Annotated in this window: 19 protein-coding genes; 10 read left to right on the plus strand and 9 right to left on the minus strand. The window is 52.4% G+C overall.

The genetic code is table 11. The features are described from left to right. The first annotated feature begins 957 nt into the window (after positions 1–957). On the plus strand, positions 958–1,542 hold the full coding sequence (locus tag RCI_RS13300) for a hypothetical protein (protein WP_158308922.1): 585 nt from the start codon (positions 958–960) through the stop codon (positions 1,540–1,542). A gap of 446 nt (positions 1,543–1,988) precedes the next feature. Beyond that, a complete protein-coding gene (locus tag RCI_RS13305) occupies positions 1,989–2,243 on the plus strand; it encodes a hypothetical protein (protein WP_148266637.1) in 255 nt (84 codons plus the stop codon). Positions 2,244–2,321: 78 nt separating this feature from the next. Here RCI_RS13305 and RCI_RS13310 read toward each other — a convergent pair whose 3' ends face one another. The 4 genes from RCI_RS13310 to RCI_RS17275 form a co-directional block, all read right to left on the minus strand. Continuing rightward, on the minus strand, positions 2,322–3,800 hold the full coding sequence (locus RCI_RS13310) for a sensor histidine kinase (protein ID WP_269446501.1): 1,479 nt from the start codon (positions 3,798–3,800) through the stop codon (positions 2,322–2,324). Positions 3,801–4,208: 408 nt separating this feature from the next. Beyond that, positions 4,209–4,367, minus strand: coding sequence for a hypothetical protein (locus tag RCI_RS17095; protein WP_158308923.1), 159 nt, complete (start codon positions 4,365–4,367; stop codon positions 4,209–4,211). 34 nt (positions 4,368–4,401) lie between these two features. After that, complete coding sequence (locus RCI_RS13315) at positions 4,402–4,806, minus strand: hypothetical protein (protein WP_048198641.1); 405 nt, start codon at positions 4,804–4,806, stop codon at positions 4,402–4,404. A gap of 192 nt (positions 4,807–4,998) precedes the next feature. After that, positions 4,999–5,862: a PGF-CTERM sorting domain-containing protein gene (locus RCI_RS17275; RefSeq protein WP_048198642.1), complete on the minus strand. Its 864-nt coding sequence runs from the start codon at positions 5,860–5,862 to the stop codon at positions 4,999–5,001. Positions 5,863–6,188: 326 nt separating this feature from the next. Between RCI_RS17275 and RCI_RS13325 the strand changes: the two genes are divergently transcribed. The 3 genes from RCI_RS13325 (at position 6,189) to eif1A (ending at position 7,846) form a co-directional block, all read left to right on the plus strand. Then, positions 6,189–6,590, plus strand: a complete 402-nt coding sequence (locus tag RCI_RS13325) for a VOC family protein (protein ID WP_048199369.1) — start codon at positions 6,189–6,191, stop codon at positions 6,588–6,590. A gap of 176 nt (positions 6,591–6,766) precedes the next feature. Beyond that, the gene (locus RCI_RS13330) at positions 6,767–7,279 is read left to right on the plus strand and encodes a HEAT repeat domain-containing protein (RefSeq protein ID WP_269446502.1); all 513 of its coding nucleotides are present in this window, start codon (positions 6,767–6,769) and stop codon (positions 7,277–7,279) included. Positions 7,280–7,516: 237 nt separating this feature from the next. Further along, a complete protein-coding gene (gene eif1A / locus RCI_RS13335; RefSeq protein ID WP_081477351.1) occupies positions 7,517–7,846 on the plus strand; it encodes a translation initiation factor eIF-1A in 330 nt (109 codons plus the stop codon). A 167-nt stretch (positions 7,847–8,013) separates the two neighbouring features. On the opposite strand, the gene RCI_RS16425 is transcribed toward eif1A, so the two are convergent. Beyond that, the gene (locus tag RCI_RS16425) at positions 8,014–8,187 is read right to left on the minus strand and encodes a CxxC-x17-CxxC domain-containing protein (protein ID WP_081477352.1); all 174 of its coding nucleotides are present in this window, start codon (positions 8,185–8,187) and stop codon (positions 8,014–8,016) included. 169 nt (positions 8,188–8,356) lie between these two features. Here RCI_RS16425 and RCI_RS13340 point away from each other — a divergent pair, with 169 nt between their 5' ends. Next, complete coding sequence (locus RCI_RS13340; protein WP_012036980.1) at positions 8,357–8,977, plus strand: hypothetical protein; 621 nt, start codon at positions 8,357–8,359, stop codon at positions 8,975–8,977. A gap of 29 nt (positions 8,978–9,006) precedes the next feature. On the opposite strand, the gene RCI_RS13345 is transcribed toward RCI_RS13340, so the two are convergent. Next, positions 9,007–9,318 carry a hypothetical protein gene (locus RCI_RS13345; RefSeq protein ID WP_048198646.1) on the minus strand — a complete coding sequence of 104 codons (312 nt, stop codon included), beginning with the start codon at positions 9,316–9,318 and terminating at the stop codon, positions 9,007–9,009. A gap of 212 nt (positions 9,319–9,530) precedes the next feature. On the opposite strand from RCI_RS13345, the gene RCI_RS13350 reads away from it, so the two are divergent. From RCI_RS13350 to thrC, 4 genes are all read left to right on the plus strand, one after another. Then, positions 9,531–9,995, plus strand: a complete 465-nt coding sequence (locus RCI_RS13350; RefSeq protein WP_148266638.1) for a hypothetical protein — start codon at positions 9,531–9,533, stop codon at positions 9,993–9,995. 90 nt (positions 9,996–10,085) lie between these two features. Beyond that, positions 10,086–10,394, plus strand: a complete 309-nt coding sequence (locus tag RCI_RS13355) for a YkgJ family cysteine cluster protein (RefSeq protein WP_012036982.1) — start codon at positions 10,086–10,088, stop codon at positions 10,392–10,394. A 141-nt stretch (positions 10,395–10,535) separates the two neighbouring features. Then, a complete protein-coding gene (locus RCI_RS13360) occupies positions 10,536–11,390 on the plus strand; it encodes a CheR family methyltransferase (RefSeq protein WP_012036983.1) in 855 nt (284 codons plus the stop codon). A 132-nt stretch (positions 11,391–11,522) separates the two neighbouring features. Next, positions 11,523–12,764 (plus strand): threonine synthase, encoded by a 1,242-nt coding sequence (gene thrC, locus RCI_RS13365; RefSeq protein ID WP_012036984.1) that lies wholly within the window; start codon positions 11,523–11,525, stop codon positions 12,762–12,764. 18 nt (positions 12,765–12,782) lie between these two features. On the opposite strand, the gene RCI_RS13370 is transcribed toward thrC, so the two are convergent. The 3 genes from RCI_RS13370 to RCI_RS17100 form a co-directional block, all read right to left on the minus strand. Beyond that, positions 12,783–15,818 (minus strand): winged helix-turn-helix transcriptional regulator, encoded by a 3,036-nt coding sequence (locus RCI_RS13370; protein ID WP_012036985.1) that lies wholly within the window; start codon positions 15,816–15,818, stop codon positions 12,783–12,785. Between the two features lie 177 nt (positions 15,819–15,995). Continuing rightward, the gene (locus RCI_RS13375; protein WP_012036986.1) at positions 15,996–16,709 is read right to left on the minus strand and encodes a hypothetical protein; all 714 of its coding nucleotides are present in this window, start codon (positions 16,707–16,709) and stop codon (positions 15,996–15,998) included. Positions 16,710–16,819: 110 nt separating this feature from the next. Further along, positions 16,820–16,984 (minus strand): hypothetical protein, encoded by a 165-nt coding sequence (locus RCI_RS17100; RefSeq protein ID WP_158308924.1) that lies wholly within the window; start codon positions 16,982–16,984, stop codon positions 16,820–16,822. Between the last annotated feature and the right edge of the window lie 27 nt (positions 16,985–17,011).

Consider the following 17,011-nt stretch of genomic DNA (forward strand, 5'->3'; position numbering starts at 1 on the left):
CCATCTTTTATGAAATACTCATCCGCTCCCCCATAAGTCTTCATAGTGTATTTATCTTCAACGTGAATGGATTTTTGCGCCTCAAAACAGCCACAAGTAAAGATGATAGCCAATATTAATACAAAAGCAATCAATCTGCACTTCATAGTACTCGCCTTCATTATCTCTCCTACTTCCTCGTAAACAGTTCAAATACACTTCTCGTTATTATCCAATGCTGCTTAAAGCCGGTCCTTACTCACATCTGCTAATTGACAGCAATACTTGTCATCAACTTTTGTTTCCTGTAAGATCCTAAAATATATTATCGTCTGGCTATGTTACGATATGAACACTTCGCTGGCGATCGACCTCCCGCTTAAAGTGTCTATCGGGATGCTGTCGGTAGGTACCCTCATTACACCAGCCTCAATCTTTTATATGACCCAGCACTCCACATCCCAGTATGCTCTGTATCAGGCGAATAACCCGGCTCTACGCGGATTTTGCCATCAATATGGCTGTGGCCTACGGCGAAATACGATGAAATCGGGTTCATTGGCCTGTACGTGGTGAGGCCGGAGTACCCTGGGAATGGATACTGGATCCGACTGTGGAAAGCTGCGCTTGACTACCTCGGCGACCGGAACGTAGGGCTGGACGAAGTCCTGGCGCAGCAGGAGACTAAACCATGTCTGTGTGATTCATGTTGTTGACGGCGTGCCGGGCTTGGACGGCTGATGCCCCGGCCTGGTTACCGTCCCAATGGCCGGGGAAGAGCCAATTTAAAAAAGTTAGGGGCTGCATACTTTACATGGCCCGTATCCGGCTGCCATGGCAGCGTCTCTGGTACTGAAGTAGATCTTATTTCCGTCCAGTATGTTCTTAGTATACCGACAATCTGGCAGATGGAACTTTTCGCCACCACTGCCGCTACTTGCCACATAATTGCCACCCGGCGCCGAGATCGTTACTGGCGTGGGGGCTGGTGTAGGCGTTGGTGTCGGAGCTGGTGTCGGGGTTGGTGCGGGAGTTGCAAGCGGGGTCGATATCGGTGTTGGTGTATGTGTCGATGCAGGTGTTGGTGCAGGTGTTGATGCAGCAGCTACGTTTTGCATTGTGGTTTCAACCGGCATAGATGCTGAGTCTGGTGTTGTGGCTGCTACAGGATTTGGTGCTGCCTCGGGGGCGGGGGTAGCTACTGGTGTAGGTGTGGCCTCCGCCTCAAGTGTTGCGGCTGGTGTAGCTGTTATTGTTGGTGTAGCTAAGATCTGGGATGCATCCTGCGTTTGTACAGTCTTTGTCTGGGGAGTAGTTGTCGCTGAAAATGTTGCCGATGCATTATCTGATAGGTTTGCCAGGGCTGTTGTTTCTGGTGTGGGACTTGATGGCGGGCTTTTTAGAGTCGAACCAGTCATGCAGCAACAGCAGCCGCTAGTTAATAGTGCTATGCAGACTAAGGCGAACAGTATTAGTTTATATTTCATGTGTCCTCATATCTCCTGGTACTCGTCGGATTGTTCTAATAAAACAAATTATAAAAAACAAGTATATGATAATTAATCGATATATTCACTTATTTTACGACTGATTGTCATGGTAAATGGTGGGCTATTCAGCTTCAAAATCCGCTATTGTTATGACACTACTTGCGATAACACCGGTTGTTACCCGTTATCCGACGCTTGTATTGAGTCATGAAGAAAGCAGGATGACCTCTGCACTTGTACCTGCATCGCCGGTAAATACTGTTCTTCTCTGATTATCGGATGAAGAATGGTATGCTGATAATTGGCTGTTGGCACTTTGGCGTTCCATGAAAAATTAGCTCTTGGCGAGCTTGGCCTCTTGGCGTGCCTGGCGGTATTTTCAACCTATATCGGACCAACTTTCAATTTTTCATAGCCTTTACCTGAATATCCTGTTTTTCATAAGTGAGTAATTCCTATACGGTTGCCTGTGTCCGCTGAGTCACAAATTATAAGGTTTACTATGCTCATTTGATCTCGATGCCCAGCATAGCCATCATCGACAGCGATCCTAACATGGCCAGAATCTGTGAGACAGCCTTTGCGTCAAGAGGGCATACTCTTGCTTTCCACGCCGCTAACTGTGCGGAAGCGCTCGAAAAGCTCAGAGCCTCAACGAAAACGCCTGACATGATAGTCGTTAGCTCAGATCACGGATCTGAAGCGCTGAAGACTATCAAGTCCGAGCACCCGTCGATCATCGTCAAAGAGGTCCGGGGTAAGAATACTAAGTAAAACCCGGGCACTGTTACCCGATCAACTTATCGCCGCATTTCCTCATCGGCTACGGTTCTACCATCCTTCACTTCTCTCTTATGCCCCTGCTACCGGGAGGTAGACGTTGAACCGGGCGCCCTTCCTGTGATCGCCGGGAACCCTGTCGGTGACTTCTATCAGGCCTCCGAAGCTCTCTACCAGCGTCTTCACAATGTAGAGGCCCAGGCCGGTGCCCTTTGCCTTCGTCTGCCCGCGTTTAAACCGCTGGAAGATCAGTTCTTTCTTCTCGTCGGGTATTCCATCGCCATTATCTACTACTGAAATCCTGTAGTAATTTACGCCATTACGTTCGACCCTGGCGACGTCGATGTCGATCATTACAGGATCATGCACGTGTTTCACAGCATTGTCTACTAGGTTGCTGATGACATCCTTGATCAGGGGGCTGACCATCACTCTCTGGCCGGTTGCAGGCGTGTAGCGAATTGTGACGTCCCTGCCCGGGATGTCGGAGTACACATTTATGATTTCCTCTATAATCGGGCACAGGTCCAGAGGCTCTGCCTTGTATTCGCCCGACCTGACCTTCTGCAGCGTGCGGACATTGTGGATGAGGTTGACGCTCCGCTTCAACGTCCTGAACGGTATGTCCAGCATGTCCTTCTTTCTGACGTCCAGCTTTCCCTCCTCGTCAAGCACGCTGAGCGCCAGCTCGAGCTGCATGAGGATGATATGGTGCATGTTGGAGATGTCGTGGCTCATCAGGTCCAGGTAAAGTTCTGCCTGTGCTTTCGCAGCCTTCAGCTCTTCTTCAGCCTGTTTGCGCTCGGTGATGTCCTGCACAATGCCTATGGACCGGATGATCTTGCCCGAGCTGTCCCTGTAGTGCTCGCATTTCTCGTGCACAATTCGGACCTGCCCGTCGGTTTTTCTAACGATCCGGTGCTCGATACTGTAGCTGTTTTTACCGAGCCTGACTGATCTGGTGTAAGCCTCGTCCACCGCTGCCCGATCATCCGGGTGCACGAATCTGAGGAACGCCTCGTACGTAGCACCGAACTCCTGCGGCTGCAGGCCGAAGATCCTGTATACCTCGTCAGACCACGTCAGCTGATTTGTGGTCAGATCAAGTTCCCAGTTACCGAGGCCGGCGATCTCCTGGGATTTTTCGAGGATGGCGCGGAGCCTGTTCATGGCTTCCTCCGCCTGTTTCCTGTCGGTGATATCTCGGATGATCTCAATGAAAGCCATTTCGTCTCCGAGCACCGCTCTCTGCGCGCTGACCTCTGCCGGGAACACGCTGCCGTCTCTACGCCTGTATGCGGCCTCAAAAACCTGTCCCTGCCGGCACTTCTCGAGATGCCCGGACATGTCTGGCTTTCCGTAAATGGGGAGCAGGTCTGCAAGGTTCATCCTGAGCAGCTCTTCTTTAGCATATCCGAATGCTTTAATAAGCGAGTTGTTGACCTCGACTATTCTTCCGTCCGGGCGAATGATCAGCATGGGTTCGTGGGCGGTTTCAAAGATAACTCTATAAAAATTATTTTCATTTTTCAACCCATGCCCGCTATACACTCCTATGTCCTCCGGACGAATAATGACCAAATATGACTGCTACTGGCGCCCAATATTTTCTCTATGGCAAAATATTATTGTATTTCAGCAAATTAAAAACCTCCTTGTTACTATATATGTTTTGTAATTGTATTAACTGAGGTATTTCTACAAGGCGTTAGTCTGTAAGATTTTTCCTCTGATTGTGATTCTGGCAGGCGGAGAGATCAATGATCCGGCTGCTCATACTGGCAAAAAACCGGGCAACTCAGGCATTATGCTGCCCCGAACTTTTTACCCTGATCTTCCCTGATCACTCACGGGGTGGATGAATGATCTCGAAACCTAAACTGTGGCTCACAGTAGTTATGGCTGTGGCAATATTACTCGCTACACTGGCTATAACTTCCGGAGTCTCTATAAGTCAACTCAGTTATCCTGCCACGTGTGCCCCGCCTTGCGGGACTTCCACGTGTCCTGTAACGTATCCTGGCGGTCAGTATAGCTGTCCATATCAGTATGGCTATCCGTATTCACCTTATATGCCGTCTTATGGCCTGCCAGCGGGATATCCTTTGCTTTCGCCAATCCGGTTCCCCGGGGTGTTCCCCGGCTTCCCAATTCAGTTCCCGAGGCCGATCCCTGCGCCCATGCCCGGCTTCCCGATGCCTACGTGGCCGCCCATCGTGACTCCGACGCCGCCGACAGGTCCACCGACTCCGACTCCGGTACCATCGCCGACGGTTGTGCCTACCATAACACCTACGCCGATTGTATCTCCTGAGCCCACTATAGTGCCGACGGTGACGCCGACTCCTGTTCCAACGGTGACACCTACGCCGATTGTATCTCCTGAGCCGACAATCGTTCCTACCATAACACCTACGCCGATTGTATCTCCTGAGCCCACTATAGTGCCGACGGTGACGCCGACTCCGGTTCCGACGCTGGAGCCGGCTCCGATTGTGTCTCCTGAGCCTACTATCGCGCCTACGCCGACTGTCGTGCCCACGCCAACGGCTACCATAGAGCCGACACCCGTGGTGACTGCGACACCGACGCCTACCGCGATACCGGCAATATTCAGGTAAAACAGTCCGGACTATCCCCGCAGTAACTCATGTCAGAACATGCCGGGAGGGGCACAATCCATCCCGGCATCTGACCTTTTCTTATGCAGTTCTCCTGCCCTGTACTTTTTACTAATCCTGTGTACTAACTAGTCTTTCTTAATTACCAGGTATGCTGCACCTGCCAGGCATATGATGGCCAGTACCCATTCAAAGCCGGGCGATCTGGCAGCGGTCGGGTTCGGGCCTGCCAGATCGGGGGGTACAGGCTGGGTCGTTGCCGTCCCGATACCGATGGGGGATGCCGTCGCAGTCGGATCTTTTGCTATAGTATCCCTGACTACGTCTGTGGCCGTGGGTGTGCTCTGGGCCGGCGTCGGCTCGGGTGTATCTGCCGGCGGCGTGTTATCTACCGGGGGACTGGCCGGCTCCTGGGCCGGTGCAGGTTCTGGTGCCGGTTCCGGGGTTGGAGTTGGGGTAGGGGGTACGGGCGTAGCTGTCGGGGTCGCCGTCGGAGTGGCTTCCGGCGTTGGCGTGACTGTCGCGTTAGCAGCCGGTGTCGGTGTCACAGTCGCATTAGCCTCAGGCGTGGGGGTGACAGTGGCATTGGCGGCTGGTGTAGGCGTTACCGTAGCATTTGGGGTTGGGGTTGGTGTGCTTGTCTCCATGACGATGTTGACCGCCGGTATCTCGTAGTATTGCTGGCCGGCGGTCAGCGGGTCGATCGTGTCTGTGTATGAATAGCCCTGATAGGTTGCCGTAAAGGGTAGACTGGTCCCGGTGGGCAGCCCTGCGATGACGTACACGCCATCTACTCCGTTGTAATTGCTGGTCGTAGCCGATCCTGTGCCGCAGGTCACTGAAACTCCGTTCGTCGGCACGCCGTTTACGTTCACCTGCCCGACGATGGTAGCCTGAGTCGCATTCGTCTGGGCAAGCGCAGTGGTGGCTGATAAGCTTGAAAGGATGGCGATCGCTATCAGAATACCTGCGATCACAGTTAGGGTTCTCATTGATCTCCGCATTTTCCTCGCCTCTGTCCGTCCTGCTGGCGCTGCCGTAACGGTGTGTAAAGGCTTTACTGGATGGGTCAGAACAACCCTCTCGCATACTGTACTCGAACGGCAGTCGGGGGATATCTGTTGCAGCAAGACGTTATCAGCCATATATTTAATTTCATTATATTTATAAAATTATCGAAAGATAATGTTGGGCTATTGGTCTAATCGGGATTTTAATTTGTCTCGTGCAGATTTAGTGCACGTGCATCAGCATGGTCGGCGGCTTGACGGCTATCTTTTTTCACATCGTACACTTCATCTCATATGGGGGCAGAAGAATGCAGACCACTAAAGCCAAAGGGCGTGTTACTACCGGGGGGCTATGTCACATAGCCATCGATGTGACTGATCTTGAAAACTCCGTAAGGTTTTACACTGACATGTTCAACCTCGAAGTAGTAGACAGGACTGATTCTCACGTCCAGCTGAAAACTCCGGGCGGCAGGGATAGTTTCTTCCTGTTCAAGGCAAATGCTCCGGTAAACCCTCGGGGCTGCGGGCAGTCTCACGCTCACTTTGGGTTCAGGGTTGACGATCAGAATTTTGACGTAGCCATGGACTACATCAGGCGGAATAACATTAAAATCCATCCGAACCCGCGCAGATCTCCCGGCAGGTTTGTTTATATAGAAGACCCGGACGGCTATGTTATCCAGCTCGAGCCAGGGGACTGCGACTGAACAAGCGCAGTCCCCTTAATCCTGGTTTGATCTCCTTTCACCTTCGGGGAGTGACATAATATTTATTATTGCCCCCGGTAGTTTTTTGATCAAGGATTAGTGTTTCCACCTGTAACAGACTTCAGGGAGGCTGAGGCTAAGTGAACCATCCGTCTGTCTTTGGGCGGCTGGCCGCGATGGCCAGCCGGATATGGGATCCGGATAGTGGACCATCTGATAATGGCGGCGAGTTCATCGCTACCTGTAGCGATACAGCTGTTTTAATTGGATTACTGTCTGATGCGTCTCCCCGGATTCGCATGATAGCAGCCGAAGCTCTTGGCCGGACACATGACCCCGGGGTGATAGAGCCTCTGCTGGCTTTGCTGACCGACGACTCCCGGGTGGCTGCAGCAGCCCTCGACGCGATCGGGATGATCGGGGGAGACCGGGCGATCTCCGCGCTCATCGGCGTGGTCAACGAAAGCAGGGACCTGACGATCAGCGAGCACGCAATTGTCGCCCTCGGTAAGATCGGGGATGAGCGTGCCCTTGATCCACTGATCGTCCGACTGCACGATCGTAGCGACTCCTTCTACGCTCGAAAACTGGCTGCAAGAGCTCTGTATTCAATCTATAGCCGGGGTTCCCTGAGCGAACGCGGTGTAGAGAAAGTGATGAATCACTGGCACGCGTGGTACTTGTTCTGAGAAACCGGTATCATCACCTGGTTATGTTGATCTCAGCTTAATCATACAGAATATTTTATAAAACTATGAAGCCGTACTTATTTTTTGAGGCTGCTTGATGGTACGGGGCTCTTAAAAGCCGCAGGTAGGGGCGACATTATCTCTTGCGGCACCTGTCCACATCGATTCGATCTGGCAACACTATAGTCAGGTCTGACTTAAGCCAATGGGTGATCGGAATACTGTTGAGGTGATCCACTGAACAGACAGCAAAATCAGAGAACTGGCAGTTCCACGATGGACGGGGAGACCGTTCGTGTAAGGACTCCTGATCGTCGGGAAGGCGAACTTTTAGGCACCGTGATAAATCTGCTCGGAGGCAGCCGGGTGCTGGTGCGGTGTATGGATAGCGTGACACGAATGTGCCGTATCAGGGGGAAAATGAAAAAACGCACGTGGGTCCGAGAGGGGGATATCGTGATAGTAGTGCCCTGGGATTTCCAGAACGATAAGGGTGACATTATCTGGAGGTACACCGGCCCTCAGGCAGAATGGCTCAGTCGGAAAGGCTTTTTAAAGACGGCCTGAGCTAAAACGAGCCTTCGGCACCTGCGGAGGCTCATAACTCTTTTTTAAATAGCCGCTCTACTATCCGGCAAATATGCTGTACTGGATGACTTGAAGAAAAACGATACGAAGAGTTACCCCTTCGTATTTGTTGAATATTTAGCTCTAACTTGAACTAATCTGGAACTTTAGAACCTGGGCTTCCTGTGCTTGGGCAGGCAGTCCTGGCAGTATACCGGGCGGCCTTCCGTTGGCTTAAAGGGTACTTCGCATTCTTTTCCGCAGTCAGAACAAGTAGTCTTATGCATTTCTCTCGGGCCGCCGAAGCTTCTCCGGGGTCCCCTAAATCCGCTGTCTCTCATCTTAATTGCTCGTGCAGATAACCTGCATAACTACTATAATTGTGCATAGTATAAATAATTGCGCCCGTGCTTTCTGGACAAAACTAATCGCCCATTCTATGTGAAATCGTAAGACTTAATATCAATAGTGTGAAAATAAGTTGGTGCATAATACCTTCTGAGGCTCTTCATGTGTCCATCGCCTGCTCACCCCCTAATCGTCCGCCTGGCATGCTTTACTGGTATATTACTGGCGGCATGCCTGCTCTGCCAGACGATCTGGTCATCTTCGGCAGCAGCTCAGGCTATCAATGATACAGCCGATCGGACCTGTCACATCCGGGGGATGGTATACGATACTTACGGTACCGGTGTACCGGGTGCTGAAGTGCGGCTGATGCTGCCTGACGGCAAGTGGTATATGACTCCGGACAATCCCGTTCTCTCCGGTACTGGACAGCCTGCTGAAGAAGGGTCATTTGACTTCCTTGCAGCGCCCGAAAGTCATTATCTTATCGCCGCGATAAAAGGCGACCATAATGGCTCGGTGCTATTCTCGACTGGCGAAGGTGACTGCTATGTAGAGGTCACCCTTTCCGGATACGTGTACCGGGCGCCCGAACAGAACTCGACCCCTTCCCGGGCCTTACTGTCCGATCCGGTTTTAATGCCGCCGGAATCGTCGGGAACTTCAGATAAAATCAGTCTTCCTGCCCGTGCGAATACCACGCCTGACCTGTGGCTGGCAGGCCTCGGAGGTCTCATAATACTCGCCGGCGTCTCTCTTGCCGCCATCATCATGAGGAAATAATGATACAGAAGTAGCCGTTAGGGATCTGGCTATTTATTTCTACCCCGGTACCTGTACCAGTATACCCAGAACAGGATGATCACCAGGAATACCATCATCGCAAACAGCGATCCTAATATGATTTTCGAAGCAGGGTCCAGGCTGTTAAAATCAAAGCCGAGACCTAATGGCGACTGGAAGAGCGGATCAAGCGTGGATGCATCGACATCGTCGACTGCAGACTCGATATCTGCGATCTGGAAGCCCGTGATGCTGATCACAACGTAGGCAATCGTAGCTATGAGTAAAATTATGATGCCTACAGTTGCAATAGAGTCTGTTATATCCCTCGGCCTGTACATACTTACTGCTAATTCTGGTATTATCAAATATATACTTATCATTTCGTAATCTGTTGCGATGAATATCTGATTAATTGGCCCGGGCCATTTTATGGCCACACTCGTGCCGATTTACCGGTGGGCTGCGACTGCTGCCCGCTTTCGAAAAATTTTTCGCGTTTAATAGGACGCCGGGCTTTATTCCTGCTGCTCAGATTGTTCTCGGTGATCTTATGAGCGGTGCCGACGTACCATTCGGAGGCCGGGCGTTCGGGGGATCAGGAGGGGCAGCGGCCGGAAGAGGCAGTACTATGGCCCCTGTCGAGCTGATCGACATTATCTTCGCCCTATCTAACGTCAGCCTGGTCCGGGAGATCGTACAGGAAAACCTGAACTATCTCGAAGGGCTCAGAGCTGTGAGCAAAGGCCAGAACGAAGGCCTCCACGCCATGATCATGGATAAGCAAAAGCAGATCTACGCCGACCTGGCCGACGTCGAGCAAACTTTTAAAGTCATCGTCGACCAGAGCGCAACAACAGCCCCGCAGCACCAGATCCATCGCAACTTCAACCTGAACGAGAAGCAGTCAAAAGCTCTGATCTATGCTATCAGCTTTTCCGTCAGCCACCTGCTGAAGTTCATCCCTGGGGCCGGCGGAGGCCAGGGGGGATCGGGAGTGCCCGGCGTAATCATCTGATCGACAGAAGCAATATTACCTGTCAATCCCTCAGAAAGTCCCTCTAAGTAAACCGATACGTTTTTACTACAGGCGCCGCAAGTAAATAGCATGCCCGGATGCACTCAATGTGGCTCCTGTTGCCTCAAGTACGGCATGAGGCTGGAAGCCACGCCTCTCGACCTCGCCCGGTGGACGCTGGATGGCCGGCAGGATATCCTGAGCAGGGTGGGCGTAGACTACGACGAGAAGGGCGAAGTCACCGGCGGGCGGCTGTGGATCAACCCCGACGGCAGTCCGGCTGCCGAATGTCCTTTTATGTACGAGAAAGAGGGCAAGTACTACTGCGGGATCCACGAGATCAAGCCTGAAGTATGCGTAGCCCATATCTGCATCAAATATTATGGGAATACGAATTAAGTGTCAAGCACAGTGCAGCGTATAGATCCTGTGTCTCATTCACATGGTACTCATACTGTAATTTCATTTTTGAAAAATCGGCATACTGTGCCACCATGTTAAAAAATAGCTTTATATACGTTGCCGGGCCAATCCTCCTGTATGCAAGAGATCTCCGATCCTGACCTGCGGCTGTTGATCCGGAGGATCAAAGACCGGACAGGCATAGACCTCAGCCAGTACAAGGACAGCTACATCTATCGACGGCTGTCCAGTCGTATGAAGGTCTTCGGAGCGGCGACCTACAAGGACTATCTGGGCATCCTGGAGAAGGACTCGGGCGAGTACGAAAAAGTCGTGGACGCCTTTACGATCAACGTCTCGGAATTCTTCCGGGACAGGGAAGTCTTCAAGGTGATCATGGGCCAGGTCATGCCTGACATCATCGCGGAGAAAAAGCGCACTGGAAGGCGCAACATTCGCATCTGGAGCGCGGGCTGCGCTTGCGGCGAGGAAGTCTATTCCCTGTCCATGATCCTCAACAATCTGCTGGGCAACGACTACGACAACTTTTCCATCCGCCTGTACGCCACCGACATCGACGAGGCCTGCATGGCTAAGGCGCGAGAAGGCTATTATGACCCGATTTCCCTCAAAAACGTTGATCGCGTGCTGATGGCAAAATATACTACGAAGACGCCTGACGGCCGGATCAGGGTCACCGACGAAGTCAGGCGAAACGTGACCTTCAAGAGCTATAACCTCATCAAGGGTGGCAAATTCGGATCCTTCTTTGACCTGATCCTGTGCCGCAACGTGATGATCTACTTCTCGGACGACCAGAAGGCCAGGCTACTCATGGAGTTCTACAACTCCTTATCGCCTGGCGGCTACCTTGTTATTGGCAGGACCGAGACCCTCGTGGGAGACTCCCGTAACCTGCTACAGGCTATCAATGGCATGGAAAGAGTGTACAGGAAGCCTGAAAACGGTACCGCTTTCTTTAAGCCTCTGTAGGCTATGATCGAGACCTCCCGGGGCTGAGGATTGATTGATCCTCCGCCGGGGCTATTTCTCTCGTGTATACAAGGGCTAAGGCCGCTATTACTACACCGAACCCTTTCTATCACAGACTTCTTTCTACCTTCTATGCAGATCAAGTATCTCCAGTGTGCCAGGTGTGGCCGGACTTATCCCCGGGAGGAGGTACGCTACAGATGCGAGTGCGGGGACAGCATAGAGCTGATCTATGATTATTCGGAAATCCGGGGACGCATTTCCTGGGATCAGCTTCGGTCCCGGCCGTTCGACCACTGGCGGTACCGGGAGTTCTACCCGCATCTTGACGTCTGGAGCATCATCTCCATGGGCGAAGGGGGCACTCCTCTGGTCCGCTCGAGAAACATTGCCAGGGAGCCTGGTTTCGGGGAACTCTTTTTCAAGCTGGAGAGCCTGAATCCGACTGGCTCGTTCAAAGATCGGGGCTCTACAGTGGAGATCTCCCAGGCCTACCACTACCTCTGCCACCACGGTGAGTGCGAGAACGAGATCGTCTGCGCCTCTACTGGCAATATGGGCGCCAGCGTCGCAGCCTATTGTGCCCGGGGTGGCATCAGGTGCACGATCTACGTGCCAAATGATACGGCGAAGATCAAGCTGCTCCAGATGATGGCACACGGGGCGGAGATCGTCAGAGTGGACGGCGACTATACTGTGGCCATGCACACGGCCAAGCGGGAATATGAAGAAAGAGGGCGGTATCTGGCCGGCGACTACCCCTACCGTGGCGAAGGTGAGAAGTCTGTAGGCCTGGAAGTGATCGATCAGCTGAACGGCGTGCCGGACTACATCGTCTGCCCTATCGGCAACGGCACCCTGGTTCACGGCATCTGGAAAGGCCTGAAAGAGCTGAAGATCACCGGGCTGCTTCAGAGGTTGCCGAAGATCATCGGGGTACAGGCCGGGGGCTGTAACACTGTGGCCAGATCGTTCGAGGAGGGGCGGGATGACATCACGCCGGTCGTGCCGCACACCCTCATGGATGCGGTGGCGTGCGGCGATCCGCTGGACGGCACCTGGGCGCTGAGAGCGATCAGGGAGTCGGAGGGCTGGGCCACCGCCGTCTCAGACGTCGAGGGAGCCAGAGCCCGGGACCTGCTCGGGAAAAAAGAGGGTATCTTCGCAGAGCTGTCTGGCGCCCTGAGTATGGCAGGCCTGATCAAGGCTTATCAGGCAGAGGTCATCGAGAAAGATGCCCGGGTGGTAGCCCTTGTCACAGGCCACGGCCTGAAGGAGCCCGAGACCTTCGAAGATGAGATAAGGACGATCGGCGAGCTGGTAAATGTCCGGGACTCTATTCTACCTCTTGCGAACAGACCAGAATCACAGTAGCTTATAAGCTACTGTGGTTTAGAAGCGGCCGGAAGATCCGGGGGTTGTTCCGTCGATATCACCTATATAGCGGAAAAATCTCGCAGCTTTTTCAACAGCAGCATCGCTCAAGTAATAGATCTGCCTGCCATCAGGCGTATTTTCCCGAACCGCTATTCCCTTCAGCGTAAGTACTTTTAGCAGCTTGCTGATGGCGCTTTCCGGCTGTCCGAGCCGCTCGCAGAGATCGGCGTTGCTGATGCCGGGGGCATCCAGCAGAGCATTGATGATTCTGCCGGTGGCAACTCTGCGCATGAGCGATATGATCTGCTGATCCTCTTTGCTATAAGTATTAGAGTTAGGAAAATACCGGACGAACTTTCCATCACTAAACGTAGTGATTTTGTGGTTGATGCTCAGGATGAAGGCGTGATATCTGACGGTGCCCATGTTCATATTCGTACTCCTGGAGATCTCGTACAGCGTGCTGCCCGGGTGCTCTTTGACAAATGCTACTACACGATTACGATTCTCGTTGCTGTCCAGTCTTGCCCTCCCTCTGGACACTGTGCCGAACAGGAGGAACTTGGCGACTATCGCGATAGTCGCCAGCAGTGTCAGTCCTGCTACGATACCTGCTGCCACAGCGGATATGTTTCCTCCACCGGTGCTGAAGAAGACCGTGCTGTTATTTACTGCCATGGCAGTGATGAGCGATGAGGTCTTCGTCCTGTATACCGGCGTCCCGTTCAGGCTCAAGGCGTAGATATCGCTGGCATAGGCTGCCCTGGAAGTGCCGAGGATCACTGGGTATTCGTATTTTAATGCCCTGAAGCTGACGTATATCACGTCGCCGCTCGGGCGAACTTCGGTGAACACGACCCTGTTGGCTGTGCCCGGGGACACACCCCTGGTCAGATTGGTGCCGAGCAGAACATCAGGGTATTCATCCGGATCGATGAAATCGGTGATTTCACCGACGTTGTCAGCATCGATCACTATCTCGTGCTCAACCCCGGGGTTGATCGTGTGAGCCCAGAGGATCGTGTCGTTGTAGATGTCATATGCTGCTACGATAGCGTAAGGCATGTTCTCGACTGGCACTTCCCAGTCCAGGTTCCTGGTAATCACATAGTATATGATACCATCCCGTGCTGCAGGGCTAGTCCTCGAGTCGATGATCTCTGAGTACACTCTCGAGTCTGCTATGACATTACCTTCGTCGTTGAGGACGTGCAGCCAGGTGTCTCCCAGGCTGGAACTGCCTTCGTCGTACGCCAGGTAGACGTTGTTTTCGGAGTCGATCGGCATATGCATGAAGAGCTTGTAAGCTTCACCCATACGCGCAGACCACTTCAGGCTGCCGTTCGTGGAATATGCGAGGACTCCGTCTCTGACCGGCACATACAACGTATCCTGCTGGTATAGCGGAAGCGAGCCGTACTGCTGCCGGACTTCTTCTGCGATGTACTGCCTGATGATCTCAGTACCGATGTCTATACTCCAGCTGCGGGTACCGTCATTGGAATATGCTTCGACGATCCGGGACGGGACCCTGTAATCAAGTATCCCATAGTCGAAAGCCGAGTCAGTATATCTTCTTGTGCTTGATCGCATATCTCTCGGGGTCGCGGGAGTGACATATAAGTTACCAGCCTCATCGACTGCAGCAGGATCGGAAATGTCTGGAATTGTAAACAGCACCTTGCCATTTTTATCTGCTACGATTTCTGTGTAGTCGTGGAAGACATAAACCCGGTCTCCCAGGGCTCTGATGGTAGTTGTATCTGCAAACTCGATACCCGTCGGTAAAGGCAGCGTCCATAGCACCTTTCCCTCGGGCGATATCGCCATGACTACCCAGCTTAGGGCTGCCATATCCACACTTCCGGCACCCTGGTAGTCGTTGTCCAGCGTCGGGTACGAAGCGTTTGGAGTGAGGTATACGTACAGGTAACCATCCTTTACGTCGTAGATCGGCCGGGAGCCCATTTTCATCAGGTTTGGCCCGTAGGGGGGCTCATTCATATCATATAGATTCCTCCAACAGGGCCTGTTGAGGCGCCACTGAGACGGTATCTCATAGCTCCATCGCTGTTTACCTGCCTCATCCAGACTATAGACCGTACGCTGGCCGAAAGCAAACAGCCCTCCCTTTCCATCCTGTGTGATGCTCCGGATAGTATCGTTCAGGGATGTGGTCCACAGGTCTTCAGGGCTTGAGGAATTCTGGCTTACGGCATACGGTGCATCACTGGAGAGATTCGAGACACCTGGCAATTCTTCGACTGCTCTTTCTAACCAGGTCATGCCATAAGGTAATGTCGTGTATACTCTTCTGCCGTTTTCTTCGTCAGCCCTGAAGTCCAGCACCCACTCTACGATCTGACTGTCCTTGACTGCGGTAAGCTTATACCAGCCCGGAGATACGTTCCCGAAAGAATAGAAGCCACGATAGTCTCCTGTGCCAGACATAACCGGGTTATTTTCTATCTCTGTGGCAAGCACGGGTGTGCCATAACGGCCATTCTGCCTGAACAGGGTGACTGTAGCGTTACCAATATTACTGCCATATATATCTGTAGTCCAGCCGTAGATCGTGTTGCGGTCCAGGTTAACAGTACCGGGAACCTTATTGCCCGGATTATCGACCATCACTGATAAGACACAGTCGGCTGAATCTGGGGTTGATGACGTGAACGCCTGCCACGTTTTATCTTCCCTCGTTGCGACGATCTCGTAATCGCCGTAGGGCACGCCGTAAAACCTGTATAAGCTATCCCCACAGAAAACTACATTCGAGGCGTTCAGGGGATTCCCCGGTATGTTTACGAGCTCCAGGTCATCATGGCCAGTGGATACATTGTACCCCAGCATTCTGTATAGTGCCACGTTAGCATCAGCCAGATATTCGTGCCTGCCGTACTGCAAGCCGAAGGTGATCGTGCCGGTGCTTTGCTCTGAGCTGTTATTACTGAATGATTGAGCGTATACGCATGCCGTATCTGATGCAATTGCCAGGAGACAAAGCAGCCCGGCCAGCAATATTGCTTTTAGCGAGACACTGGTTTTCACGTTTCATACCTGCCTATACAGCTGAAAGACAGGATGGTATATGAAGGTTCTATCATAATCAGATATGGCCCTGACGCTCTGTGATAATAGTAAGCGGTGTACCTTATCCGGAGGCTGTCTTCACCTGGTATAATTTTTTCTATCCGGGAAGATACTGTGAAAAAAAGGTCCCGAAGGTCACGATGGCAACACCGTGACCTCCTGCAGTTTCTCTCCTTCCTTAAACACCGTGATCGTCAGAGGCTTCCCCTGCGGTATGCTTTCGGCAGACGTATCGATGATGGTGGCGATGATCTCTTCCTTCTCGAGCATCGTGTCGTTATCCGCATTGCACCAGTCAACCGGCTTCGGCGTCCAGACATCCCTGAAGACGCTGCCCTCACACTGCATGTCTATCGTCACTTTGCTGATATCGACGGGCTCAGAGTGTTTCAGCAGCTGCAGGGTGATCAGGCACTTGCCGTCGGCCTTGTTCAGGGATGCGTGCATGCTAAACGGGCCATCGTTACTAATCACGGGCCCCGGAGTGGGTGTGATCACCTGAGTCGGTTCCGGAGTGGCCGTCGGCTCTGGCGTAGCTTCCGGCGTAGGCTCAGGAGTGGCCGTGGGTATTGGGGTTGGGGTAGCTATGACCTTACCTCTCAATGCGTCATATCCGGCAGTGGCAGCGACGACCACGATCAGGGCCAGTAAGACGATGCCGAGGGCTAATATGGCAATTCTTCTCACATCTGCAGGCGGCTTTTTCTTCCTGCCCTCCAGGGGGCTTCTCTTATCCGCCCCACGTGGTTTCCTGTTTCTGTCTACCAGCGATCTCAGCCTGTTCAGCAGTGGCTCTTTCTTCTCTGCAGGCGGTATCCTCCTTTCCTTTCGTGGTCTTATCTGTTCCATCGAGTCACGACCGTATCAAGCTTGAAGTACACAGTATTCTTTAGATTAAACAGTATTCTTTAGATAATTGATCTATAGTCGATGTTTTTTAAGCCTTCTGTCACAAAAAGTTAATCTGCAGATGCCATGGCAGCATGCATGTAGCCTATCCTCTCAGGCCTTTCCACACTCCCCGACCTCCTCTCAGACCTCCCTCTCCTCCATGAGCTCCCACAATGAAGATCCTCCCGGACCTCCGGATACCTCTCGAACCTCCCATCCTTCCAGGTTCTCATAAGTAGCCATACATAGTAACAGCAGTG

It is taken from the genome of Methanocella arvoryzae MRE50, assembly GCF_000063445.1.
GTDB classification, from domain to species: Archaea; Halobacteriota; Methanocellia; order Methanocellales; family Methanocellaceae; genus Methanocella_A; species Methanocella_A arvoryzae.

Excerpts from the sequence above, each read along its gene's own strand:
- RCI_RS13305 (WP_148266637.1), top strand. The coding sequence starts at position 1,989 with ATGCCCAGCATAGCCATCATCGACAGCGATCCTAACATGGCCAGAATC.
- RCI_RS13315 (WP_048198641.1), bottom strand. The coding sequence starts at position 4,806 with ATGGTAGCCGTTGGCGTGGGCACGACAGTCGGCGTAGGCGCGATAGTA.
- RCI_RS17275 (WP_048198642.1), bottom strand. The coding sequence starts at position 5,862 with ATGAGAACCCTAACTGTGATCGCAGGTATTCTGATAGCGATCGCCATC.
- RCI_RS13325 (WP_048199369.1), top strand. The coding sequence starts at position 6,189 with ATGCAGACCACTAAAGCCAAAGGGCGTGTTACTACCGGGGGGCTATGT.
- RCI_RS13330 (WP_269446502.1), top strand. The coding sequence starts at position 6,767 with ATGGCCAGCCGGATATGGGATCCGGATAGTGGACCATCTGATAATGGC.
- RCI_RS16425 (WP_081477352.1), bottom strand. The coding sequence starts at position 8,187 with ATGAGAGACAGCGGATTTAGGGGACCCCGGAGAAGCTTCGGCGGCCCG.
- RCI_RS13340 (WP_012036980.1), top strand. The coding sequence starts at position 8,357 with ATGTGTCCATCGCCTGCTCACCCCCTAATCGTCCGCCTGGCATGCTTT.
- RCI_RS13345 (WP_048198646.1), bottom strand. The coding sequence starts at position 9,318 with ATGTACAGGCCGAGGGATATAACAGACTCTATTGCAACTGTAGGCATC.
- RCI_RS13350 (WP_148266638.1), top strand. The coding sequence starts at position 9,531 with ATGAGCGGTGCCGACGTACCATTCGGAGGCCGGGCGTTCGGGGGATCA.
- RCI_RS13355 (WP_012036982.1), top strand. The coding sequence starts at position 10,086 with ATGCCCGGATGCACTCAATGTGGCTCCTGTTGCCTCAAGTACGGCATG.
- RCI_RS13360 (WP_012036983.1), top strand. The coding sequence starts at position 10,536 with ATGCAAGAGATCTCCGATCCTGACCTGCGGCTGTTGATCCGGAGGATC.
- thrC (WP_012036984.1), top strand. The coding sequence starts at position 11,523 with ATGCAGATCAAGTATCTCCAGTGTGCCAGGTGTGGCCGGACTTATCCC.
- RCI_RS13375 (WP_012036986.1), bottom strand. The coding sequence starts at position 16,709 with ATGGAACAGATAAGACCACGAAAGGAAAGGAGGATACCGCCTGCAGAG.
- RCI_RS17100 (WP_158308924.1), bottom strand. The coding sequence starts at position 16,984 with ATGAGAACCTGGAAGGATGGGAGGTTCGAGAGGTATCCGGAGGTCCGG.